The organism is Nostoc sp. DedSLP04, from assembly GCF_034530775.1.
Lineage (GTDB): Bacteria > Cyanobacteriota > Cyanobacteriia > Cyanobacteriales > Nostocaceae > Nostoc.
The window spans coordinates 186,919-209,189 of sequence record NZ_JAVRCL010000005.1; the positions used below are offsets into that span (position 1 = coordinate 186,919).

Below are 22,271 nucleotides of genomic sequence, written 5' to 3' on the forward strand. Positions count from 1 at the left end.
TTCTTCAAGTTAATTCACCGAAGTATGAAGATATGGAATAAAAGGAAAAGATTTATACCAGCACAACATCCAGATTAACTGAGAATAAAGAAGGCTTGTTCTCAATGGTGGCGAATTGATACCCTGCGAAGAATAAGTCACCATTAGTGCTGTTGTAGCTGAACTGGTTGTTAGAGCTAGCACCAAATGCAGACTTGGAAATCTGGATTTTGTCACCCTCTTTCCACTCGAAGTCTTTGATGATATCGATACCTTCAAATTTGCTATTGAAGACAAACTTATCTGCGCCAGCACCACCTGTGAGTACGTCAGTGCCATAACCACCAACGATGAAGTCATTACCCGCTCCACCGCTGAGAACATTATTGGCATCATTACCAACAATTGTATCGTTGCCAACTGTACCAATTAAATTCTCAATGCTGACTAATTTATCTGTGAGAGGAGAATTTCCCGGAAACTTGACTACACCACTAGAGAGATTGGCATCAATGGGGCCAGAGAAGAAAGCGTAAGATGTGGTATCAGTTCCAGCACCACCATCAATGGTGTCAAAGCCAAAGCCACCATCGATGAAGTCATTACCTGCTCCACCGCTGAGAACATTATTGGCATCATTACCAACAATCGTATCGTTGCCAGCTGTACCGATTAAATTCTCAATGCTGACTAATTTATCCGTGAGAGGAGAATTTCCCGGAAACTTGACTACACCACTAGAGAGATTGGCATCAATGGGGCCAGAGAAGAAAGCGTAAGATGTGGTATCAGTTCCAGCACCACCATCAATGGTGTCAAAGCCAAAGCCACCATCGATGAAGTCATTACCTGCTCCACCGCTGAGAACATTATTGGCATCATTACCAACAATCGTATCGTTGCCAGCTGTACCGATTAAATTCTCAATGCTGACTAATTTATCCGTGAGAGGAGAATTTCCCGGAAACTTGACTACACCACTAGAGAGATTGGCATCAATGGGGCCAGAGAAGAAAGCGTAAGATGTGGTATCAGTTCCAGCACCACCATCAATGGTGTCAAAGCCAAAGCCACCATCGATGAAGTCATTACCTGCTCCACCGCTGAGAACATTATTGGCATCATTACCAACAATCGTATCGTTGCCAGCTGTACCGATTAAATTCTCAATGCTGACTAATTTATCCGTGAGAGGAGAATTTCCCGGAAACTTGACTACACCACTAGAGAGATTGGCATCAATGGGGCCAGAGAAGAAAGCGTAAGATGTGGTATCAGTTCCAGCACCACCATCAATGGTGTCAAAGCCAAAGCCACCATCTATGAAGTCATCGCCATTACCACCAAACAGTTTGTCATCACCATCCAAGCCTCTGAGGGTATCGTTGTCACTACTGCCGAAGATAACATCATTGCCATTAGTTCCGGAAAAATTAATTGCCATGAGAGTTTATCCTGAATAAAGAGTAATTGTTAATATCAGGACTTACAATTTGCTAAAAAGACAATTATATGAAAAAGCTGTAATTTTCTTTTCCGCCCTACTTCTGTGACTACGATATTTCCTGTTGAGCTGACAACTAAAAAATAAGTTGAGTCAGCTAGCTAGGAATAGATTGTGATGGAAACTACATTTCCAACTTGGAAATAGGAACAAGGGAAAAACTCACTAACATTACAATAAGTGCTAATTCATATAACTGTCCATTTGTACAGCGTGTAAGTTTTAGATATAAGACTGTTAAGCGTCCGAATCGCGCTTGACATCATCATATTAAGTAATCAGTGTAGTTACGCAAGATTACGGAAAAAAGAAAAAACTTTATGCAGCTAGCTCCCCTCTTTCCAATTTTCTACCGCATTCTCCAGCCGAGTTTTCCCAACTGCCTTTGGGCTGGAAATCCCGGTTCTAAAACGATCGCACTCACATTCGATGATGGGCCACATCCTGAATACACACCCGAAGTCTTGGCAGTGTTAGACCGTTACAAGATTACAGCGAGTTTTTTTTGGTTGGGTGTTTGCGTCAACCGTTCACCAGCTATTGCTAAAGCCGTTAGCGATCGCGGACACTGGATCGGGTTGCATGGCTACGATCATCGCTCTTTTCCCATGCTTTCCCCAAATGACCTGAAGGACAGTTTAGAAAAAACCCAAGCTGCCATTTACAATGCCTGCAACCTGCAACCTGAAGAAGTGCGAGATGTCCGCCCGCCTAATGGTTTCTTTACACCTGCTACTTTAAAATTGTTTTCTCAGTGGAATTACCGCCCAGTTATGTGGAGCGTTGTACCAGAAGACTGGGTGCGTCCAGGTGTAACTACTGTGGTAGAGCGAATTATGCAGCAGGTCAAAAATGGTTCAATAATTGTTTTGCACGATGGTGCTTGCGGTGGAGAAGATGTTGCTGCCACAATTCAAATTCTCATTCCACAACTGCTACAACAAGGTTATGAGTTTGTAACTGTTGATACTCTATGGCAGCAAACTCAGGCTAACTAAAGTAACGTGAGTCCGACAAGCCCTTTTTTGACCTCTCCCCCAACCCCTCTCCGACACGGAGAGGGGAGCCAAAACCCTAATTTTTCATTGCTCCTCCCTTTCCCCGTGGGAGAGGTTCATCGAACTCACGTTAAAGTATTAGCCTGTCAAGTTAAATAAAAGTGTGGTACTGGCGTGTTTATTACTCAAACTTAGCGATCGCTTATTTACATATTTTGCATAGCAAATGTTTATCTGCGATTACGACATTGTAGTGGATAGCGCTTACCCCGCCATGTCGTCCAACCATCTGCTATTTTAGTACGACTGTTATATTTGAGATACCAGTTATCTTGTTCTGCACCTAAATAACGAATACCTAAATCCTGTTTTTGTCTGCTGGAAAAACGTTTTCCTAGAGGAACCCACGCACTACCGTTATCACTAAACCGCCCGACGAGACGCACACCAGAAGTAGTAGAACAAACATCACCGTTACAACTAGTTTGTGGGTCATCGACTACTTTCCACTGCATTTTCGCTGGTCTACCGTCAATATTACAATCCCAAAGACCAAAGAACCACTCACCAGCAATTTGACTGGCTTTAACATGACTAGATGCCAATACCAAACTTGCAGGAACAATCGCCAAGCCCAAAAGCCATTTTGTGATGTTTTTCATAATGCTTCACCAATTCCTTAAGCTAATCTATGCTTTCTATTCACTTACACTTTCTATTCACTTATAGATACCAGTATTACTATTTATGCAGATCGTGAAAGTGTAAAGATTCAATGTTTTTTGTGCATAGACTGCGACACCTTCCTGTTTGTACAACCGAACGGATTAATCAATTACAAACGGGTGAACTGTTATACAGCAGATTTCAAGGAAAGTGAGGTACACAACGATTCGTCTGTTACGCAGGTATAAAGCGTGTTTTACTCCGTAATTCTGAATTATCCAGTATTTATCTAACTAATCTCAAAATCTATCTGACCTGAGTGCATTGCTCTCATACACTGAGGATAATTCAGAACTTCTAAAAGTAAAAATTGAATGCATTAACCTAATATCAAAACTTCTCCAACTGCGTTTATTGTTTAATATGACCGCAGAATGGTATGAAGATTTTTTTACATTTTCTAGTCGGGAGTATCAGCTACTAAATGCTGATATCCCAGTGGCTTATGCTAGTTCCTAGAGTTGATGTGTGGCGAGAAAAGCTTCGACTTCAGCAGCAGTAGGTTGAGAAGCGATCGCACCTGGTTTAATAGTAGTCAGTGCCCCAACAGCGCTGGCATAAGTGACAATGCGTTTTGCTGTTTCTGCATCTCGCAAGCTGTGGATACCATACTTACTCAGTTGATGGATGAATCCTGCCAAAAAGCTATCTCCTGCGCCAGTTGTATCAACTACAGGGATAGAAAACGAGGGTAATTTGCCTTCGTTCTCACCCAGACAATAAGTGCAGCCGTTTTCCCCATCTGTCACCAATACCCCCTCAATCGAAGCTAGACGGTAAGTAATGGCTCCAGGATCTGCGGTTTCAAATAGCCATTCAGCTTCTTCTTTGGAGAGTTTGAGGAAATCAACTCGCTTAAATAATTCTGGAATTTTTTGATGGGCGATGTTTGGCTCTTTCCAAAATACAGGACGCCAGTTAACATCCAGCACAATTTTTAAGTCGTAATGTTCTGCTAACTCTAAAGCACGGTGAATTGCCGCTTCACTTTCAGGATAGGCTAATTCCAAAGTACCCAAAACCAGAAAATCTGCTTCTTGAAACAGCGAATCTGACAATTGTTTAGCTTGCAGGCGAGTATCGGCAAATTCTGCGGTATCGTACTGACCAAATCCGGCAAACGTGCGATCGCCAGCCAGATCCCGTGTAACATAAACTTGCCGCGTTGGTGCTGTGGGATGGCGTTGTACTCCCGTAGTCTCTACACCTACATCTTGTAATAGCTTGACCAGTGCATTTCCTGGCTCATCTTCGCCAACAGCACCGATAAATCCTGCTGACATTCCCAGCTTGACTAAAGCACAGGCTACATTAGCTGGTGCCCCTCCTGGGTAGGGAGTCCAAGATTTCACTTCTTCCAACTTTAGCCCTAATTGATCGGCTAAACAATCAAACAAAATTTCACCAAGGCACAAAACACGGGGATTGCTCATCTCATTTTCAATTTTAGATTTTGATGTAGGATTATGAATTTACAGTATAAAATCTACAATAGTTTTTGCTAATCTGTCGCCAGTCCTTCATAGAATTAAATAGCAATTTTTACTACTCTTATAGCGTGTATGTGCTTCTAATCTCGCTTACTTTATCTCAGTGCTTAGACAATATATTTATCAAAATAAGCTATATTTATTACATGATATTTCGCGTGGTTTATATTTTTAGCAGCTTGAAATCCAAAGAAAATATTGACAATCATATTACTGCTAACACTTGAAACCCTACCAAGAAAAGAATCTTCTAGAATTAGAAAGAGCGATTAAGTACATATACCAAGGGAGGATAGAAATAGTCATGGCTGGTGGCAAGTCTGAGACCCCCGTTAGTCTGTCAGACAGAGAACTGCAAATTATCGACTTAGTAGCCGCTGGCTTAACTAACCAAGAGATTGCAGCAAAACTGGAGATTAGCAAGCGTACAGTTGATAACCATATCAGTAATATTCTCACTAAGACTGAGACAGATAATCGAGTAGCCCTTGTCCGCTGGGCTTTACAGTGGGGCAAAGTCTGTTTGAATGATGTCAATTGCTGTACTCTGCCTAACCAGATTGAATAAACAATTTACTAGTAGAAGCTTAATTGCTTTGGTCTAGTAAATTACAAGCCAATTTTGATTTTTACTGATGTTCCTCTCCTTACGCCTAAGTTTTCAGTGTGAACACTCTAGGACTTACGCATCGTACATAAGTACTAAACACAATTTGGGTATTTTAGCCATGTTTTGCATCCAGTGATCGCAAATGTCGGAATAAATCAGGGTTATCTGAAGCCTCTGAAAAGACTAAATACCGTAGTACACGTTTTGGTTGATTTGTATAGTGCGTAAGTCCTACACTCTACCAAAAGTTCCGAGTCCTTCACTCAGCCGGAGTTTATGTAAGTGGAGCCAGCTGACCCTCGGACTCGGAAACTAAAAAGATCAGAATTCCTTTCCAAATTCAACAGAACAGATATAGGACTAAGGATTGGGGATTAGTGACTGGGGACTGGGGACTGGGGACTGGGAAGAAGCATCTACAATGCCCAATGCCCCATGCCCCATGCCCAATACCCTAACTAAACAATCATCTACAAAAATTAGCAACAATTCAGTGGTGCAAGCGTTACATTTGAAAGAAATCTATGTTGCCCCATCGGCTTTGGGAGTAGTGTTCCAATGAATACTTCCGCTTCTTTTCAGGGTAGCTCGTCTCCCTTTGAATTTTTTAACTTTAATTTTACGATACCTGTATCTGAGAAGGTTCCGAGTCTGGAAGACCAATCTTCAGACTTTCCGCAACCCACACAAGATGCCGACTTACTCAGACAGCTATCGTTTATTCCAGGGTTGAAAGAAATTTTGTTGCTGCGGCAGGTTCACGCTTTAGAACATGCTACTGTTTGGGTTCTTAGCGAATCAAAAAGCGCCTATTCTGCCCCATCAGAATCCACTAACGTTCAATTAGATAATGAACTATTAGGCGGTTTATCTACTGAGCAGGGATTCTACCTCTATGGTGAAGTAAATATTAGTGATTTGCGGCGTGCAGTCACACTTGCTCGATATCGCATCACCAGTGGAGAATGGGATTTGGCTGTACATCCCCGTTGTGGCACAAATTTGTCAGTAGCAATGCTCTTAACAGCTGGATTAGCTGTGGGTGTGCATCTGTTGCTACCATTTCGACCAATTGAGCAACTTATAGGTTTAGGATTAGCAGCGACGACAGCCGCAGAACTCGCACCTGATTTAGGTTCCATAGTGCAGCGTTACCTAACAACTGCCATTCCTTTTAACCTAGCAATTGAAAATATTACCCGTACGCGCGATCTTTGGGGGCGTGAGGCACATTTTGTTAAAGTGGGCTGGCAAGAATGAAGAGAGCAAGAAGCACAAAGGCAGGGAGCAGAGGGGAAAAGAAGTAATTTTTCTTCTCTCCTTAATGCCCAATGCCCAAGCCCAATGCCCAATGCCCAATGCCCTAAAAAAATTATGAGAAAACTTTACTTCTTACTTCCCGGTACAGATAGCAAATTTGCCTGTGGTGGTCTTTGGGCTGAGTTAAAAGCACTTAATCTAGCTCAGAATTTCTGTAGTGCTGATGTTGTAACTTACCGTCAACGCGAAAAAGATAAGCTTTTTATTGATGATTTGCTAAAAGAGAAAAATTTAAATGATGTAATTTTTGTAATCAGTTGGGGATTTGATATAGCTCAACTCGTGGCTAAACTTAAGCAATATAATGTCGTTTACCATGCACATAGTCCAGGTTATTTATTTAGGCTACCTGCAAGTATTCCAATCATGACTGTTAGCCGCTATACAATGGGATATTGGGGAGAAAAATCACCCAACTCTCTGATTTATTATTTGCCCAATCAAATTTCTGATGAGTTTCAAAATTTAGGTTTGGAACGGGATATTGATGTTTTAGTTCAAGCTCGGAAGTCTTCTGAGTATTTAATTAAAGAATTGATTCCGGCGTTGCAAAAACGTTGTAAAGTATTGGTTGTTGACTCATACATAGAGGATTTACCTGGACTATTTAACCGAGCTAAGGTTTACCTCTATGATTCGGCTGAGTACTGGGCACAACAGCGTGTTAGTGAAGGATTTGGTTTACAACCAATGGAAGCTCTTGCTTGTGGCTGTCAAGTATTTTCTAGTGTCAACGGTGGACTAGCTGATTACTTAGACCCTGGATTTAATTGTTATAAAATTGCTGGATATTCCCAAGAATATGATGTGCAACGGATTCTGAAGGTAATTGAATCTTCAGTAGCTTTTAGTTTATCTGAAGATTTTTTGGTTGAGCATCGTACTGAAAATATTATTAAGCGTTTCCAAGTTATTTTAGATGAGTTAAATGAGTTTTTTGACCATAAAATACAGCAGCCATCTAATATTAAGAGTTTGACTAAAATACGGATGGCGAAATTACTCGCTCAGAAGATATATGGTAAATTGAGGAAGAAATATTTTAAGTCATAGAAACGAACCGCAGAGACACTGAGAACACAGAGAAAAGAGAGGAAATTGAATGAGTCGGCGGTTATTAGTTACTGGGGGTGCGGGGTTTATTGGGGCAAATTTTGTGCATCATTGGTGTCAGGTTTATCCAAACGATCGCGTGGTGGTGTTGGATGCTCTGACATACGCGGGGAATCGTCTGAATTTGGCGCCCTTTGAGGGAAGAGAGAATTTTCGGTTTGTGCAGGGAGATATTTGCGATCGCACCATCATAGACAACCTATTAGCAACGGAAAATATTGATACCATCGCCCATTTTGCCGCTGAATCTCATGTCGATCGTTCGATTCTTGGCCCAGCCGCTTTTGTGCAAACTAATGTGGTAGGAACTTTCACCCTACTAGAAGCTTTTCGGCAACATTGGGAAGCGAAAGCACAGCCATCTGATTATCGTTTCCTGCACGTTTCTACTGATGAAGTTTACGGTAGCCTGGGCGCAGATGACCCAGCTTTTTGTGAAACGACACCCTACGCGCCTAATAGTCCCTATTCAGCTTCTAAAGCGGGTAGCGATCATTTAGTCCGTGCTTATTATCATACTTATCAACTTCCAACTATTATCACAAATTGTTCTAATAATTACGGGCCTTATCAGTTTCCCGAAAAACTAATTCCTCTAATGTGTATCAACACTTTGATCGGGAAACCATTACCTGTTTATGGTGATGGTAAAAATGTCCGGGATTGGCTTTATGTGGGCGATCATTGCCGTGCTTTAGATGTAGTAATCAATCATGGTCAACCAGGAGAAACATACAATATTGGTGGCAATAATGAGGTGGAAAATATTAACCTCGTGCAACTTTTATGTCAAATGATGGATGAATTAGCACCTGATTTACCAATATATCCAGCCAAGCAGTTGATTACTTTTGTTAAGGATAGACAGGGACACGACAGGAGATATGCAATTAATGCAAACAAAATTAAAACTCAGCTTGGTTGGACGCCTTCAGTAACAATTGCTGAGGGTTTACGTTTAACAGTTGAATGGTATCTCAATCATCGTGATTGGTGGGAACCTCTGCTGTCTGCGGAATATCAAGCTTACTATCGCAAAAATTATCTGTAGAATGACCTAAAATTGGGCTAACTTTAACGAGTAATGGTCTCAAATTTTTATGGGGAACTAATTTGTCATAATGTAAGCGACCAAGAATTATGCCTGGATGTCTATTTTGATTGTGAGCAAATTCTTCAATCCCTTTCCGAGAAAAGACTTTTTTACTTGTAATAATAAATTCATTTAATGTCTGAGGATTTATTAACCAGTCAGCGGCTTTTTCGTTAGCTGCTCTTTCCTCATCATTCTCTTCTAACGCATCCAAATTATCTAAATAAGCTCCTTGATGTCCTAAAACAATATGTGCTAACTCATGCATGAGGGTGAACCAGAATGAATCTATCCGGTCATATCTCAATGTCAACGCGATAACGGGATTGCTGTTTAAATATAAGGCTGCACCATCCAAGTAGGTTTTGCTTAAATGCGACACAATTATAAAATGTACACCTAAATCTGCCAGCAATTTAGGAATCTGCACAATACTTTCTACTTGTTTCGCACAAGCAAGAATTTTAGGGATAGCAGTCTCAAGTTTTTTGCGTTCAAAACTAGCAACTGCTTGTTGTTTCGCTAGGTTCTCAACTTGTTTTACCCAAGCTATGCGAGAAGTTTCCTCTGGCTCTCGATGCTCGGAACAACGAAAATTAACATCTAGCTGGAGTATTTCATCTAAAGATGATATGCCGAAAAAATCACATACTTGCCGTTCTAAGTCATCAATTGAATCTGCTGCTTGAATCCACTTATTTTTGATTAGTTCAGAGATGGGAGCAATTGTATACAATCGACTTTTACGAGCTATATCTTGCTCTTTTTTTTCTTTTCCTACTAGATGAAGCCGATACTTTGCTTCAAGATTTGTCCAGAACTCTGGAGAAGTACCCAAGGCTTGAGAGAGTTCGATAGCTGTTTCAGGTGTAATTTGCTTGCTTCCCCGAATGATTTCATTGATGGTTTGAACTGGACGCCCCATAATTTCTGCTAAATCTTTCTGTGTCCAGCCACGGGCTTCTAATTCTCGACTTAAAATTTTTCCTGGTGTTGGTACTCTTGCTGGTGCTAGCTTCTGGCTCATATTGCTGTCTCCCCTGCTGACGAAAGTTAGTGGTAGTCTTCGATATCGATTATTGTGAGATAATTTCCCTGCTCATCCTCATCCACTGTCACAATTAGACGCCACTGATTATTCAAACGTAGAGAACGCTGCCCTTGTTTTCCTCGTTTTCCTGATAACTTCTCAAATCTCAATCCTTTTTGAGCATATAAATCTCGCTCGTCTACAGCAGCATCAATAATCGCCATGATTTCAAAAAAGTCATCAACCACACCTGGGTATTTATGAGCATCTTTTTCTGCTGTGTAAAGTGCTTCGAGTTTCTTTTTTTTAAACTGAAAACGCAAAGCTTCCCCCAAGTTAAATGCACTGGATTCTGCATTATATAACAGTTGGCTTCAGCCTTGGGGTGAATGACTGATATTTTAATTATAAATCTTATTGTGACAAGAGATTTAAGCAGTTTGTAAAGTTTGTTAGATAATCTTGAAAGTTAAGGCAAACCTATTCTGTAAAGGACTTTGCTATTTTCCTCCAACAACATATCTTGGTTGAGCTTGATCGTCTTCCTATCACTGCTTACAGTACAATTGTACTATACAGTCTAACTAAAGGCAAGTTATGCAAAGCGTCTTGTCCATCCCAGTTACACAAATCAAATGCACAACAGCTTACTAAGACAGTAAGGGATTGCTGCCACAGTTTCTGTAGATAATGACTATCCTTAAATATAAGGGAATCAGATCAACGTAAATTGCCAGCAGGTGTTAAGATGCTGCAACCAGAACAAATATTACAAGATCGTTATCAAATCCAGCGCCAACTCGGCAACAATGGAATTCGTCAAACTTGGCAAGCATTGGATTTACAAGCCTCTGATGGCGAAAATTCGACCGTTGTGGTCAAACTTTTGGCCTTTGGCGGTACTGTGCAGTGGGATGACCTGAAACTTTTTGAGAGGGAAGCACAAATCCTTAAACAGCTAAATCATCCCCGCATCCCTCAATATATAGATTATTTTTGTATCGACGATCGCACCCTCTGGTTCGCCTTAATACAAGAATATATCCCTGGTGAGTCGCTTAAGGATAAACTTGCTGTTGGCAAAAGATTTAGTGAAAAGCGAGCGAAAAAAATTGCTGTTGAAGTTTTAAATATTCTCACCTATCTACATGAATTGAATCCTGGAGTGTTACATAGAGATATTAAACCGAGTAATTTAATCTGGGGCGAAGATAATCAGATTTATTTAGTTGATTTTGGTGCAGTTCAGGATAAAGCGGCAAAAGAGGGCGTTACTTTTACCGTTGTCGGTACTTATGGTTATGCCCCAATGGAGCAATTTGGTGGTCGAGCAGTTGCGGCTTCAGACTTATATGCACTGGGAGCGACTTTGATTCATTTGCTCACTGGAACTTCTCCCTCTGATTTACCCCAGCAGGATTTGCGACTGCAATTTACAGACCGAGTTAACCTCAGTCCCAGTTTTGTCAGTTGGCTACAAAAGTTGATAGAACCCGCTCCCGAACAAAGATTTACTAGTGCAAGCGTTGCGCTGAATGCCCTCAAATCGGGACTGACTGTCAAATCTGCAAACAGGAATCAACTTTTGCCGCTAAGAGAAATAATCAACAATTCTGGATGCGGGATTAATAATCACAATGAAACAGTCCCAGAGGAAATTCTTGGTTGGAATTGGGGCGCATTTCTAATGCCTTGGTTGTGGATGTGGCCGAATCAAGTGTGGTATGGTCTATTCTGTTTTGTACCTAATGCTTGGTGGGTAATGGCGATCGCACTTGGTGCAAAAGGCAATGAATGGGCTTGGAAAAGTAGACGGTGGCGCAGTATTGAACAATTCAAAGCCCATCAAAGAGGTTGGGCGATCGCTGGTATTCTACTGGGAGCGCCTATTAGTATTATGTTGTGGGTGCGAGCGATCGCTTTGCTCAAATCTGCATTTTAGTGGGGCATTGGGCATTGGGCATTGGGCACAAGAAAGAACCAGAGGGGATGGGGGGCTGAGGGGAAAACTTACTGTAACTTCTCCCCTGCTCCCCTGCTCCCCTGCTTCCTTCTAACTACTAACTTGTGATTCAACTACACCCACAGGACAAGATACGTTTGTCCCTCCTAAACCACAATACCCGTTAGGATTTTTAGCTAGGTATTGCTGATGGTAAGCTTCGGCGTAGTAGAACTCAGGCGCATCCAAGATTTCTGTAGTAATCTTGCCATAACCTGCGCTGTTGAGGGCTTGCTGATAAGCTTCCCGCGATGCTTCTGCTAACTGCTTTTGACTTTCAGAATATACATAAATTCCCGAACGGTATTGAGTGCCAGTATCATTACCTTGGCGCATCCCTTGGGTGGGATTGTGGCTTTCCCAAAAGACTTTGAGCAGTTCGGCATAACTAATCACTTTGGGATCGAACACAACCAACACCACTTCATTGTGACCGGTTCGCCCACTACATACCTCTTCATAAGTGGGGTTGGGTGTTAAACCAGCAGCGTAACCGACTGCGGTGGTGTAAACTCCTTTAAGTTGCCAGAATTTGCGTTCTGCACCCCAAAAACAGCCCAAGCCAAAGATTGCCTTCTCTAATCCATCGGGAAAAGGAGGTTTTAAGGGATTCTTGTTGACATAATGAGCTGCGGGTACTGACATAGATTGTGCCCTTCCTGACAAAGCTTCTTCAGGTGTGGGCATAACTGCCTTTTTGCCAAATCCGAATAGTGCCATTGATTTTGATGATATATATCTTTACCTTATTTACTATTGTAGGACTTACGCAGAAGAGATCCCCCAACCCCCTTAAAAAGGGGGCTTTTAAGATTCCCCCCTTTTTAAGGGGGGCTAGGGGGGATCAAGCTTTCAAGTTTTCAGTGCGTAAGTCCTGTATTGTAAAGATTCTGGCATCGCTTGGGGTTTTCTCAGAGCCATCCTTAGACTGTGTTGACCTTTACAAAAACAGTTCTGAAATCAAGCTCTTTCCTTGAGCGCCTGTTTTGCAATACTACTAACCCTAGAGTCAGAATCATTGCTTAACCGCTCCAAAATTGAAATCGGTATATTGACGTTTTTGGCAACTTTTGCACGAAGATCGGTGCGTGAATGAACTGCGAATTGTTCTAGCAAATGGACAGGAGTATTGGGATGAGAAGCAATATCATGTAGACCATCAATCGTATTTGGATACTGCGTTTGGTTGATTTTTAGATAAAGCTTCTCCAGCGCATCTGAAGGCGTATTGGGGTTTTTAGCGAGATTTCTGAGAAAATGAATGTATGAGCTAGATCGCTCTTGATAGTCTGTAAGTGCAAGCAGCATAGTGGGTGGTGTTCTCAAAGATGATGCGATCGCGCTTACTACATTTTATTCATCTGCAATAGATTTTCTAACACTTTTGGCGCGATCTTAGAATGTCTCAGCAACTGAACTGCACTTCTTTCATACATGGCTTGATTGGATCGCGAGACTAGTTGATGTTGCTTAACCAAGAACTCTGCAAAAAACTCTAGAACGGTAGAGGTTGCATTGGGATTGTTTGCGGCTTGAGGGGGCACATTTGGGTCTGTATCTTGGGTAAGCTTTTCTAAAACCTTTGCAGGGGTTGAGGGATGAGCAGCAACCAATCGCCGGACAGAGGCTCGTCGATCGCTAGCTAATCGCTCTAGCAAGTCGATGGATGTTCCAGGTTTTCCCTCGATAAAATTGATGATGGCGATCGCAGTTTCGGAAACATTTGGATGGTTCTTGACCAGATCGCGAATTTCTTTCTCATTTTCTCCCGCTAGTTTTTCCAATCTGCAAACGTATTGAGCAGGGATAAGGGTGTTTTGGGGTTCTCAGCGATCGCCATTTTCACATAACTGCTTCCACACTCGGCTAGTTGAAGCAATAACGATTCAGAAGTGTTCGGATTTTGAACGATCGCGGTAAAGAGTCCATCGAAATCAGATTCATCAGCATTCTCGTCATCGCAGAAAAGAGGCGGGTTTTCTACAAGTTCTTCCAGAATCTCAAGAGATGTCTTTGGATTTCTAGCCACAGCAAGAAGAATTTCCTCATCCTCGATTTTAGATAACTGAGCGATCGCACTTTCACTAGTTGTTGTGCTACGCGCTAAAGAGAGTCTAACGAAATGACTCTCAGGATTTTCCAACAGCAAAAGATTGAAAATCGGGTTCGCCGTAATTGCGTCTGGAAACTCTTTACCTAATTTCAGCAACACTTCAGTAGGCGTATTCGGATTTTTAGCTACAGCCTCATGAACTTCTGGCTGAGGATGTAAAGATAGCTCCTCAAGCACCACAACCGAAGTGTCAACAGCCGAGGCTAATGCAAAATCGTTGTCATCAAGCATAATCAAGATTTTTATAGATATAGAATGAGTTTTCCCAAAATCTAAGGACACTTTTAGATTAGACTTTTACGAAACTTCATCAATATTACGAATACTTTTCAAGAGGAACTTGGTGTTAAAAGCTACTCATGGATAAAATACCGAAAATTGACCGCCAAAGGGAACATCAAGCGAACGAACGGACATTTCTGGCTTGGCTACGCACTTCTATTGCATTGATTGGCTTTGGTTTTGCGATCGCGCGATTTGGTATATTTCTGCGTCAGTTGAATATTACTATTACTCAACAAGAACCTCCGGTAAGTCCATTATCTAGCTCGGAAAATTTGGGTATTGCTTTGGTAATTTTTGGAATTTTGACTATTGCCTTAGCTGCATGGCGATACAACCAAGTTTTCTGGCAAATTGAAACAGGGAACTATAGACCAAATAGGTTAATGGTTTGGATCATGGCTGGAGTTGTAATTATTTTGGGATTTTTCTGTATTCCTTTGCTTTTATGGCGGGATAAAGTACCTTCTCGTTCTCCGCTTCCCATTCAACCACAGTCCCGAAATTTGCATTAAATACAGCAGGAGTCAGAATAAGTAGATCGGTGTAAATAATTATTGTTGGGATAAGGCAAAGGGCAGGGGGAGAAAGAGTTTGAGGCTTCTTTACTTTTCTTTACACAGTTTGGTTTTTTTGCACCGACTTACTTAAACTTTTTATACGGGCGCATTTTATGTAACTTTTTTGCCGATTCTCAATAATCTTAGGTAGGCGTAGCCCAACCCAGGTATCGCTCTATGTCTGCCCAATTTATCGCACTTCATATCTAGCAAGCTTTTAGGCTTTTTGTAATCGTCGCTTTCACCTTGGGCTGAATCGTCATACACTGATTTTGAACTAATGAAACCGGTTGCCCTCAAAGAAACGATGAGCGAAAGTAAGATATCAGAAATATTAGAAACCTTCGAGGCAGACTTGCTGTCGGAGTGGACTCAGGAACTAGCTATTGTCAATATTCGCAGAGGCTTGATTAAAGAAGCCCATCTAAAGGAGGAGTGCCGGGAATTCCTGAGTTTGTTTCGGATTGCCGTTGGGCGGGGCAATACCAATATTCAGGCAGGGGAGTGGCAGGAGATGCGGGAGATGCTCAACAGCATTTCTCGATCGCGATCGCAAAATGGTTTCACACCCTCAGAAACGGCTACATTCGTCTTTTCGTTCAAGAAACCCCTCTTCAAACAAATGCGTCAGCAATTGAAAGACCCGATTGAATTGGGTGAAAATATCTGGTTAGCCACAAACTTATTGGATCGGCTAGGATTGCTGACAATTGAAGTCTATCAAAAGACGCGAGAAGAAGTGATTTTACGGCAGCAAGAAGAGTTGATGGAGCTGTCTACCCCCGTCGTTAAACTCTGGGAGGGAATTTTGGCATTGCCGATAATCGGTACCCTGGATAGTGCCCGGACTCAACTGATGATGGAATCGTTATTGCAGAAGATTGTCGAAACCAGTTCTGAAGTTGCCATCATTGACATTACCGGGGTTCCTACTGTCGATACCCTGACCGCTCAACATTTGCTCAAAACCGTTACTGCTGCCCGTCTCATGGGAGCTGATTGTATGATCAGTGGCATTCGTCCTCAAATTGCCCAAACAATCGTCTATCTCGGCATTGATTTGACCAATATAGTCACGAAAGCAACGTTAGCCGATGCCTTTCTCACGGCGCTAAAACGTTTAGGAACGACCATTACCCGCCCTCAATCTAAATAGGTAGGAAGCAATGGAACGCATTCCTATACTCAAAATGGGCAATTTCCTGCTTGTGACGATTCAGGTAGATATGCACGATCGCCTCGCCACAACGCTACAAGAAGACTTGACCAACCGGATCGCCCAAACTCACGCTCGCGGTGTGCTGATCGATATTTCGGGATTAGAGATTGTTGATTCCTTCATTGGTAGGGTTTTAGCCAACATTGCCAGAATGTCACGGGTGCTAGATGCTGAGACAGTTGTCGTTGGGATGCAGCCTGCTGTGGCAATCACCTTAGTGGAATTGGGGCTGTCGCTGACGGGGATTCGCACTGCCCTAAACGTCGAAAAGGGTATGGCATTGTTGCGATCGTCACTCAATGAAACCACAAATCAAATCACTGCCACTAAATGGCGTGCAGATGATCATGCAGAAGACTGAAACGATTAACATTCAATCTTCTACAGATGTAATTTTAGTTCGGCAGGCTGTGCGCAACCTTGCCGTAGAGATTGGCTTTGGCTTAGTAGACCAAACTAAAATTGTTACTGCCGCCAGTGAGTTAGCCCGCAATACCCTAGACTACGGGGGAGGCGGCACAGTCAAGCTAGAAACGCTTCAGGAAGGGCGACGACGAGGACTTCGGCTAACCTTTGAAGATCGGGGGCCGGGAATTTCCGATATCGAACTGGCACTAAAGGATGGGTTCACAACGGGCAACGGCTTAGGTATGGGGCTAGGTGGTGCTAAACGACTTGCCGACGAGTTTGATATTCAGTCTGTGGTGGGAGAAGGGACACGGATAATAATTGTACGATGGAAATAAAATGAGAGAATCTGTCGCCGTCACAATTACTGAATCTAGCCAGATCGGGGAAGCCAGACGGGCGGCGATGGCTTTAGCAACTCGGCTGGGTTTTCAGGAAACAGAACGGGGCAAGGTTGGGATTGTGGTGACAGAAATTGCGAACAATCTGGTGCAACACGCCCACGGCGGAGTTGTGCTAATGCGATCGCTCAGGCAAGATTCCAAAATTGGCATTGAAATTTTATCGCTAGATAAAGGAGAGGGAATGGTCGATGTGGATGAGTGTTTGCAAGATGGCTTTTCCACAGCCGGAACCTTGGGCAATGGTATGGGTGCAATTCGTCGCCTTTCTGGTTTCTTTGAAATTTACTCCATTCCCAACCAAGGAACAGCGCTCCTCGCTCACCTGTGGCTAGGCCCAGCACCTCATCTGCCTGAGAAGGTTTTAGAAATTGGAGCGATCTGTTTGCCCAAACGAGGAGAAGAGGTTTCTGGAGATACCTGGGTCTGTGAAGTCGATTGTTGCCGTAGTCTGTTGCTAGTAGCCGATGGTTTAGGGCATGGGCCTGCGGCTGCTTCTGCTGCTGAAGCAGCCGTGAGAATGTTTCAAGAACATCTTCATTGTTCTCCTGGGGCGATCGTCGAAGCTGCCCACGCCGCCTTGCGAAGTACGCGAGGTGCAGCACTGGCCATTGCCGAAATCGACTTTGAACAACAGTCTGTCCGCTTTGCTGGCATTGGCAACATCGCTGCTAGCATTTTCTCCTTTACTGAGCACCGCAATTTGCTATCTCATAACGGCACGGTCGGACATGAAATCCACAAAATTCAAGAGTTTACTTATCCCTGGTATGCCAACGGACTTTTAATTATGCATTCTGACGGATTAGGCGCTAAGTGGCAAATCGATCGCTATCCAGGCTTAATGCAAAAACATCCCAGCTTGATTGCAGGTGTGCTATACCGAGACTTTAACCGAGAGCGAGACGATGTGACGGTGTTAGTCGCGAAAGGAATGGGCAGATGACAAAGGTTTTCACGATCGCCATTCAGTACGAACAGGATGTTGTGCAAGCTCGCCAACGAACTCGTGAGATTGCTGAGCAGTTGGGCTTTGATGCTCAAGATCGGGCGCGATTGGCGACGGCAGTTTCCGAAATTGCCCGCAACGCCTTTCAATATGCCCAAGACGGAACGGTTGAATTTTCTGTGGTGGGAGAGCCGCAAGCGTTTCTGATTCGGATTCAAGATCGGGGTGGAGGCATTCCTGATTTAGCAGACGTTTTGGCCGGACGCCACACCTCTGATACGGGAGCGGGGCTAGGCATCGTGGGTACTCGTAGATTGATGGATTTCTTCGAGATTGAATCGCTGCCGGGACAGGGAACAACCGTGACAATCGGCAAAAGGTTGTCGAAGCGCACACCTACTTTCAGCGATTCCCAATTGCAGCAGATTCGAGAAACCGTAATTGGGCGATCGCCCGAAAATCCCTATCAAGAAATCCAGCAGCAAAACCAAGAATTACTCCAGGCAATGGCAGAGCTACGCAAGCGTGAGGAAGAATTAAGCCAACTGAATCAGGAATTGGAAGAAACCAATCGCGGTGTGGTTGCCCTCTATGCAGAACTGGATGAAAAAGCCAGCTCCCTGCAACAGGTAAACGAGTTAAAAACCCGCTTTCTCTCCAACATGAGCCACGAGTTTCGCACGCCGCTCAACTCGATTCTCTCCCTCTCTCGAATGCTGCTAGCCCGGATAGATGGCGATTTGACCATTGAGCAAGAAAAGCAGGTGACATTCATCCAAAAGGCAGCAAGCGGATTATCAGAACTGGTCAACGACTTGCTAGATTTGGCAAAGGTGGAAGCTGGAAAAATTGAAGTGCATCCCAGTTCCTTTGAAGTGAGTGACTTGTTTGGCACGCTACGAGGGATGCTGCGCCCATTATTGGTTCAAGGCTCCTCCGTGACGCTGATTGTCGAGGAACCTGAAGGTATTTCGCCACTCTATACCGATGAGGGGAAAGTCGCTCAAATTCTGAGAAACTTTGTCTCGAATGCGCTCAAATTTACCGAGCGGGGAGAGGTGCGCGTTAACGCTGTGCAAACGGGTCATACCGTCACCTTCTCTGTATCTGATACGGGTATCGGCATTGCTCCCGCCGATCGAGAGCGGATTTTTGAGGATTTTATGCAAATTGAGTCCCCTCTGCAAAAGCAAGTGAAGGGAACCGGTTTAGGATTGCCGTTATCGCGCAAGCTAGCGGAGCTAATTGGCGGTAGCATTTCGATGAAAAGTCAGCCAGGTGAAGGCTCTACCTTTACAGCCTTGATTCCCATCGTCTACCCAGATACCAGCGAATTGACCACCGTACTGCAACCAATCACATCAGTTGAGCCAACTCGCCTGCCGATTCTGGTGGTTGAAGATCATCCAGAAACTCTATTTATTTACGAAAAGCATCTTCAGCAATCAATCTATCAATTAATTGCTACCCGCACCTTAGCTCAAGCAAGGCTTGCCTTACAACAATTTCGACCGGCGGCAATTATGCTAGATATTTTGCTGGAGGGGCAAAACGGCTGGACGTTCTTGCGAGAAATCAAAGGGGATGAAACAACCCGCACTATCCCTGTACTCGTGATTACCATCATTGATAACGAGAAGCAAGCATTGGCGTTAGGAGCAAACGGTTTTCTAATTAAGCCAGTAGACAGATTGCCGCTATTGAACAAACTTAATACGCTAATTACTGAGAACAAGCCTCAAAAAATCTTGTTAATTGACGATGACCCCGCCTATCGGTATCTTGTGAAACAGTTGTTGATAAATACACCATTGAGTATTTTAGAAGCCGCAAATGGAAAAGAAGGATTAAATTTGGCACAACGAGAGCAGCCAAACGCAATCGTGCTGGACTTGGAGATGCCAGAACTCGGCGGGTTTGATGTACTCAAGCAACTTAAGAACAATTCCGTCACTCAGGCGATTCCTGTGATTATTCACTCATCTGCCCAACTGGATGCTGAAGCGCAAAGCCGATTAGCGGCGCAAAGCATAGCCATTGTTTCCAAAGAAATAGGCTCTCAAACCACGACGACCGCTCAACTTCAAGATGCACTCGTCAAAGCCGGACTTGTTTTAGAGGTTTCAGGGAAAAGTCATGTCTGAGCCACGAGTTACGATCCTGCATGTTGACGATAACGAAGCCAATCGTTACGTTGTTACCCGTATCTTGCAAAATGCAGGCTTTAATGTGGTGGAAGCGGCAACTGGAGCGGCAGGATTAGAAGCTATTGTTAACTTTCAGCCTGACTTAATAATTTTAGACGTCCAATTACCAGATATCAGCGGCTTTGAAGTCTGTCGCCAAATTAAGGCAAATCCAGAAACGGCTTTTATTCCTGTGCTACACCTTTCTGCAAGTTTTGTCCAAAGCCAGGATAAAGCAGAAGGCTTAGACAGTGGTGCCGATGCTTATCTGGTGCAACCTGTTGAACCAATTGAACTGCTTGCCACTTTGCGATCGCTGCTGCGAATTCGTCGGGCGGAGGAAGCTGCTTTGTCCTCAGCGCGGGAGTGGCAAACCACCTTTGACTCCATGAAGGACGGCGTATCTCTGGTAGACCAAGAAGGTAGAATTATGCGCTGTAATCGAGCGATGATGCAGCTTTTTAACAAGCCCTCCCACGAAATCTTAGGTTATGCCCACCACGAGCTGATGGGCGCAAAATTGGGAATCGGCGATGGCACTTGTTTTCGCCGTGCGAAACAAACTCACCAACGGCAAATTCTCGAATTCCAGTCCCAAGAACGCTGGTTTGCCAAAACCATCGATCCGGTACTCGATCGGGATGGGACTCTCACTGGTGCCGTTTTCATTCTGTCTGATATCACCGAACGTAAACGAGCAGAAGCATTGCTGCAAGAGCAAAACGATCGCCTCAATCAACTAATGATTTCTTTGCAGCAACAGACCGAACAAGCACAGCAAGCCAACCGCATCAAAGATGAGTTTCTGGCAGTGCTGTCTCATGAATTGCGATCGCCCTTGAATCCAATTCTGGGTTGGGCAAAAATTTTGCAAAAAAGTCACCAGGATGCAGCCAAAACTCAGTACGCCCTAGAAACGATCGAGCGCAACGCGAAACTGCAAGCACAACTAATCGAAGATTTGCTCGATGTGTCGCGTATTCTCCAAGGTAAGTTGGCTTTAAACACAGTTCCAGTCGGTTTGACTTTTACTATCAAAGCTGCACTTGAAACCGTGCGCCTTGCTGCTGAAGCTAAATCTATTCAGATTCAAACAATATTTGAACCGAATGTTGGGCAAGTATTGGGTGATTCTGGTCGCTTGCAACAAGTTGTTTGGAATCTACTTTCTAACGCGATTAAATTTACCTCAGAGGGTGGTCGAGTAGAGGTGCGGTTAGAAACAATCAAGGATGAAGTAGATACTGCAAAATACACTCAAATTACTGTCAGCGACACTGGTAGGGGAATCTCCGGTGACTTTCTGCCCTACGTGTTTGACTACTTCCGCCAAGCCGATGGGACAACGACGCGAAAATTTGGCGGGTTGGGGTTAGGATTAGCGATCGTGCGTCATTTGGTTGAATTGCACGGCGGAACCATTCACGCAGCCAGTCCTGGAGAAGGGCAAGGAGCGGTATTTAAAGTTAAACTTCCACTGATCGCTGCTTCAAAATTGAATCAAGTTAATACCGCCGATCGCGATCGCTCAGACTTCAATCTCAATGGATTGCAAGCACTGCTGGTAGACGATAACAAAGATTCACGGGAGTTCATTGCCTTCGTGCTAGAACAGTACGGAGTACAAGTGACTGAAGCGGACTCAGCACATGATGCTCTAAACAATTTGATGCAAGCAAAATTTGATTTGTTAATTAGTGATATTGGTATGCCCGATATGGATGGCTACACCCTTATTCGTCAAATTAGAAAGCAGTCACCCGAACAAGGCGGAGAAATTCCTGCGATCGCCGTGACTGCTTATGCCGGAGAAATCGATCGACAACAAGCACTAGCTGCCGGATTTCAACAACATATTTCTAAACCAATTGAGCAAGAATTATTAATACAGGCTATTTTGACTATAGTAAAGGTCTAGAAACCTGAATTTTAAGGTTTTTGGCGATAACTGAAAGTGTATTGATTTATAAATATCCGTCAATCAGACTGTATAACAATCCAAAGGCTATAACCTGACTTAATCATTCGTGAATAACTAGATCCCCGACTTCTTCAAGAAGTCGGGGATCTGAGCTTGAGCCATTCAATTAACGTGAGTTCGACAAGCCTTTTTTTGACCTCTCCCCCAACCCCTCTTGGACACCCAGAGGGGAGCCAAAACCCTAATTTCTCGTTGCTCCTCCCTTTCCCAGTGGGAGAGGGCTGGGGTGAAGGTTCATCGAACTCACGTTCAATTACTGGAGTTTAGACTAAAAGCGATATGAGAGAACGCGAATCAAATAGAATTA

General features: G+C 43.5%; 22 protein-coding genes. 13 read left to right on the top strand and 9 right to left on the bottom strand.

Annotated features, from left to right (window positions below):
* Positions 1-52 precede the first annotated feature (52 nt).
* Positions 53-1,423 carry a calcium-binding protein gene (locus tag RMX89_RS04955; RefSeq protein ID WP_322688136.1) on the bottom strand — a complete coding sequence of 457 codons (1,371 nt, stop codon included), beginning with the start codon at positions 1,421-1,423 and terminating at the stop codon, positions 53-55.
* 380 nt (positions 1,424-1,803) lie between these two features.
* Between RMX89_RS04955 and RMX89_RS04960 the strand changes: the two genes are divergently transcribed.
* The gene (locus RMX89_RS04960; protein ID WP_322688137.1) at positions 1,804-2,481 is read left to right on the top strand and encodes a polysaccharide deacetylase family protein; all 678 of its coding nucleotides are present in this window, start codon (positions 1,804-1,806) and stop codon (positions 2,479-2,481) included.
* Between the two features lie 230 nt (positions 2,482-2,711).
* Here RMX89_RS04960 and RMX89_RS04965 read toward each other — a convergent pair whose 3' ends face one another.
* Positions 2,712-3,143, bottom strand: a complete 432-nt coding sequence (locus RMX89_RS04965; protein WP_292816760.1) for a DUF6006 family protein — start codon at positions 3,141-3,143, stop codon at positions 2,712-2,714.
* Positions 3,144-3,662: 519 nt separating this feature from the next.
* On the bottom strand, positions 3,663-4,640 hold the full coding sequence (locus RMX89_RS04970) for a carbohydrate kinase (protein WP_322671341.1): 978 nt from the start codon (positions 4,638-4,640) through the stop codon (positions 3,663-3,665).
* A gap of 361 nt (positions 4,641-5,001) precedes the next feature.
* Here RMX89_RS04970 and RMX89_RS04975 point away from each other — a divergent pair, with 361 nt between their 5' ends.
* The 4 genes from RMX89_RS04975 (at position 5,002) to rfbB (ending at position 8,791) form a co-directional block, all read left to right on the top strand.
* Entirely contained in the window at positions 5,002-5,265 is a 264-nt protein-coding gene (locus RMX89_RS04975; RefSeq protein ID WP_292870113.1) for a helix-turn-helix domain-containing protein, read from the top strand.
* 600 nt (positions 5,266-5,865) lie between these two features.
* A complete protein-coding gene (locus tag RMX89_RS04980) occupies positions 5,866-6,567 on the top strand; it encodes a DUF6391 domain-containing protein (RefSeq protein ID WP_322688138.1) in 702 nt (233 codons plus the stop codon).
* Positions 6,568-6,681: 114 nt separating this feature from the next.
* Positions 6,682-7,680: a glycosyltransferase gene (locus RMX89_RS04985; protein WP_322688151.1), complete on the top strand. Its 999-nt coding sequence runs from the start codon at positions 6,682-6,684 to the stop codon at positions 7,678-7,680.
* 49 nt (positions 7,681-7,729) lie between these two features.
* Entirely contained in the window at positions 7,730-8,791 is a 1,062-nt protein-coding gene (rfbB, locus tag RMX89_RS04990; protein ID WP_322688139.1) for a dTDP-glucose 4,6-dehydratase, read from the top strand.
* Here the strand turns inward: rfbB and RMX89_RS04995 are convergent.
* Both RMX89_RS04995 and RMX89_RS05000 read right to left on the bottom strand, forming a co-directional pair.
* Positions 8,718-9,860, bottom strand: coding sequence for a HigA family addiction module antitoxin (locus RMX89_RS04995; protein ID WP_322671338.1), 1,143 nt, complete (start codon positions 9,858-9,860; stop codon positions 8,718-8,720). The two genes, rfbB and RMX89_RS04995, sit on opposite strands and share 74 nt — an antisense overlap.
* Before the next feature lie 26 nt (positions 9,861-9,886).
* The gene (locus RMX89_RS05000) at positions 9,887-10,186 is read right to left on the bottom strand and encodes a type II toxin-antitoxin system RelE/ParE family toxin (protein ID WP_322688140.1); all 300 of its coding nucleotides are present in this window, start codon (positions 10,184-10,186) and stop codon (positions 9,887-9,889) included.
* 425 nt (positions 10,187-10,611) lie between these two features.
* Between RMX89_RS05000 and RMX89_RS05005 the strand changes: the two genes are divergently transcribed.
* Positions 10,612-11,805: a serine/threonine-protein kinase gene (locus RMX89_RS05005; protein WP_322688141.1), complete on the top strand. Its 1,194-nt coding sequence runs from the start codon at positions 10,612-10,614 to the stop codon at positions 11,803-11,805.
* 111 nt (positions 11,806-11,916) lie between these two features.
* Here the strand turns inward: RMX89_RS05005 and msrA are convergent, their stop codons facing one another.
* From msrA to RMX89_RS05025, 4 genes are all read right to left on the bottom strand, one after another.
* Positions 11,917-12,585 (bottom strand): peptide-methionine (S)-S-oxide reductase MsrA, encoded by a 669-nt coding sequence (msrA, locus tag RMX89_RS05010; protein ID WP_322671335.1) that lies wholly within the window; start codon positions 12,583-12,585, stop codon positions 11,917-11,919.
* A 240-nt stretch (positions 12,586-12,825) separates the two neighbouring features.
* Positions 12,826-13,173 carry a hypothetical protein gene (locus tag RMX89_RS05015; RefSeq protein WP_322688142.1) on the bottom strand — a complete coding sequence of 116 codons (348 nt, stop codon included), beginning with the start codon at positions 13,171-13,173 and terminating at the stop codon, positions 12,826-12,828.
* A gap of 38 nt (positions 13,174-13,211) precedes the next feature.
* Positions 13,212-13,649: a hypothetical protein gene (locus tag RMX89_RS05020; protein ID WP_322688143.1), complete on the bottom strand. Its 438-nt coding sequence runs from the start codon at positions 13,647-13,649 to the stop codon at positions 13,212-13,214.
* Positions 13,637-14,209, bottom strand: coding sequence for a hypothetical protein (locus RMX89_RS05025; RefSeq protein WP_322688144.1), 573 nt, complete (start codon positions 14,207-14,209; stop codon positions 13,637-13,639). The genes RMX89_RS05020 and RMX89_RS05025 overlap by 13 nt, the downstream gene beginning before the upstream one ends.
* 128 nt (positions 14,210-14,337) lie before the next feature.
* Between RMX89_RS05025 and RMX89_RS05030 the strand changes: the two genes are divergently transcribed.
* From RMX89_RS05030 to RMX89_RS05060, 7 genes are all read left to right on the top strand, one after another.
* A complete protein-coding gene (locus tag RMX89_RS05030) occupies positions 14,338-14,775 on the top strand; it encodes a YidH family protein (RefSeq protein WP_322671333.1) in 438 nt (145 codons plus the stop codon).
* A 325-nt stretch (positions 14,776-15,100) separates the two neighbouring features.
* Positions 15,101-15,976, top strand: coding sequence for an STAS domain-containing protein (locus RMX89_RS05035; RefSeq protein WP_322688145.1), 876 nt, complete (start codon positions 15,101-15,103; stop codon positions 15,974-15,976).
* Positions 15,977-15,986: 10 nt separating this feature from the next.
* The gene (locus tag RMX89_RS05040; protein WP_322671331.1) at positions 15,987-16,400 is read left to right on the top strand and encodes an STAS domain-containing protein; all 414 of its coding nucleotides are present in this window, start codon (positions 15,987-15,989) and stop codon (positions 16,398-16,400) included.
* Positions 16,387-16,785, top strand: a complete 399-nt coding sequence (locus RMX89_RS05045) for an anti-sigma regulatory factor (protein WP_322671330.1) — start codon at positions 16,387-16,389, stop codon at positions 16,783-16,785. The genes RMX89_RS05040 and RMX89_RS05045 overlap by 14 nt, the downstream gene beginning before the upstream one ends.
* A gap of 1 nt (position 16,786) precedes the next feature.
* Positions 16,787-17,794 (top strand): ATP-binding SpoIIE family protein phosphatase, encoded by a 1,008-nt coding sequence (locus tag RMX89_RS05050; protein ID WP_322688146.1) that lies wholly within the window; start codon positions 16,787-16,789, stop codon positions 17,792-17,794.
* A complete protein-coding gene (locus tag RMX89_RS05055; protein ID WP_322688147.1) occupies positions 17,791-19,941 on the top strand; it encodes an ATP-binding protein in 2,151 nt (716 codons plus the stop codon). The genes RMX89_RS05050 and RMX89_RS05055 overlap by 4 nt, the downstream gene beginning before the upstream one ends.
* Positions 19,934-21,901, top strand: coding sequence for a response regulator (locus RMX89_RS05060; RefSeq protein WP_322688148.1), 1,968 nt, complete (start codon positions 19,934-19,936; stop codon positions 21,899-21,901). Before RMX89_RS05055 ends, RMX89_RS05060 begins: the two co-directional genes overlap by 8 nt.
* Positions 21,902-22,271 lie beyond the last annotated feature (370 nt).

Excerpts from the sequence above, each read along its gene's own strand:
- RMX89_RS04980 (WP_322688138.1), top strand. The coding sequence starts at position 5,866 with ATGAATACTTCCGCTTCTTTTCAGGGTAGCTCGTCTCCCTTTGAATTT.
- RMX89_RS04995 (WP_322671338.1), bottom strand. The coding sequence starts at position 9,860 with ATGAGCCAGAAGCTAGCACCAGCAAGAGTACCAACACCAGGAAAAATT.
- RMX89_RS05035 (WP_322688145.1), top strand. The coding sequence starts at position 15,101 with ATGAAACCGGTTGCCCTCAAAGAAACGATGAGCGAAAGTAAGATATCA.
- RMX89_RS05025 (WP_322688144.1), bottom strand. The coding sequence starts at position 14,209 with ATGCTTGATGACAACGATTTTGCATTAGCCTCGGCTGTTGACACTTCG.
- RMX89_RS05030 (WP_322671333.1), top strand. The coding sequence starts at position 14,338 with ATGGATAAAATACCGAAAATTGACCGCCAAAGGGAACATCAAGCGAAC.
- RMX89_RS04975 (WP_292870113.1), top strand. The coding sequence starts at position 5,002 with ATGGCTGGTGGCAAGTCTGAGACCCCCGTTAGTCTGTCAGACAGAGAA.
- RMX89_RS05040 (WP_322671331.1), top strand. The coding sequence starts at position 15,987 with ATGGAACGCATTCCTATACTCAAAATGGGCAATTTCCTGCTTGTGACG.
- RMX89_RS05055 (WP_322688147.1), top strand. The coding sequence starts at position 17,791 with ATGACAAAGGTTTTCACGATCGCCATTCAGTACGAACAGGATGTTGTG.
- RMX89_RS05005 (WP_322688141.1), top strand. The coding sequence starts at position 10,612 with ATGCTGCAACCAGAACAAATATTACAAGATCGTTATCAAATCCAGCGC.
- msrA (WP_322671335.1), bottom strand. The coding sequence starts at position 12,585 with ATGGCACTATTCGGATTTGGCAAAAAGGCAGTTATGCCCACACCTGAA.
- RMX89_RS05050 (WP_322688146.1), top strand. The coding sequence starts at position 16,787 with ATGAGAGAATCTGTCGCCGTCACAATTACTGAATCTAGCCAGATCGGG.
- rfbB (WP_322688139.1), top strand. The coding sequence starts at position 7,730 with ATGAGTCGGCGGTTATTAGTTACTGGGGGTGCGGGGTTTATTGGGGCA.
- RMX89_RS04955 (WP_322688136.1), bottom strand. The coding sequence starts at position 1,423 with ATGGCAATTAATTTTTCCGGAACTAATGGCAATGATGTTATCTTCGGC.
- RMX89_RS05015 (WP_322688142.1), bottom strand. The coding sequence starts at position 13,173 with ATGCTGCTTGCACTTACAGACTATCAAGAGCGATCTAGCTCATACATT.
- RMX89_RS04985 (WP_322688151.1), top strand. The coding sequence starts at position 6,682 with ATGAGAAAACTTTACTTCTTACTTCCCGGTACAGATAGCAAATTTGCC.
- RMX89_RS05060 (WP_322688148.1), top strand. The coding sequence starts at position 19,934 with ATGTCTGAGCCACGAGTTACGATCCTGCATGTTGACGATAACGAAGCC.
- RMX89_RS04970 (WP_322671341.1), bottom strand. The coding sequence starts at position 4,640 with ATGAGCAATCCCCGTGTTTTGTGCCTTGGTGAAATTTTGTTTGATTGT.
- RMX89_RS04965 (WP_292816760.1), bottom strand. The coding sequence starts at position 3,143 with ATGAAAAACATCACAAAATGGCTTTTGGGCTTGGCGATTGTTCCTGCA.
- RMX89_RS05045 (WP_322671330.1), top strand. The coding sequence starts at position 16,387 with ATGCAGAAGACTGAAACGATTAACATTCAATCTTCTACAGATGTAATT.
- RMX89_RS04960 (WP_322688137.1), top strand. The coding sequence starts at position 1,804 with ATGCAGCTAGCTCCCCTCTTTCCAATTTTCTACCGCATTCTCCAGCCG.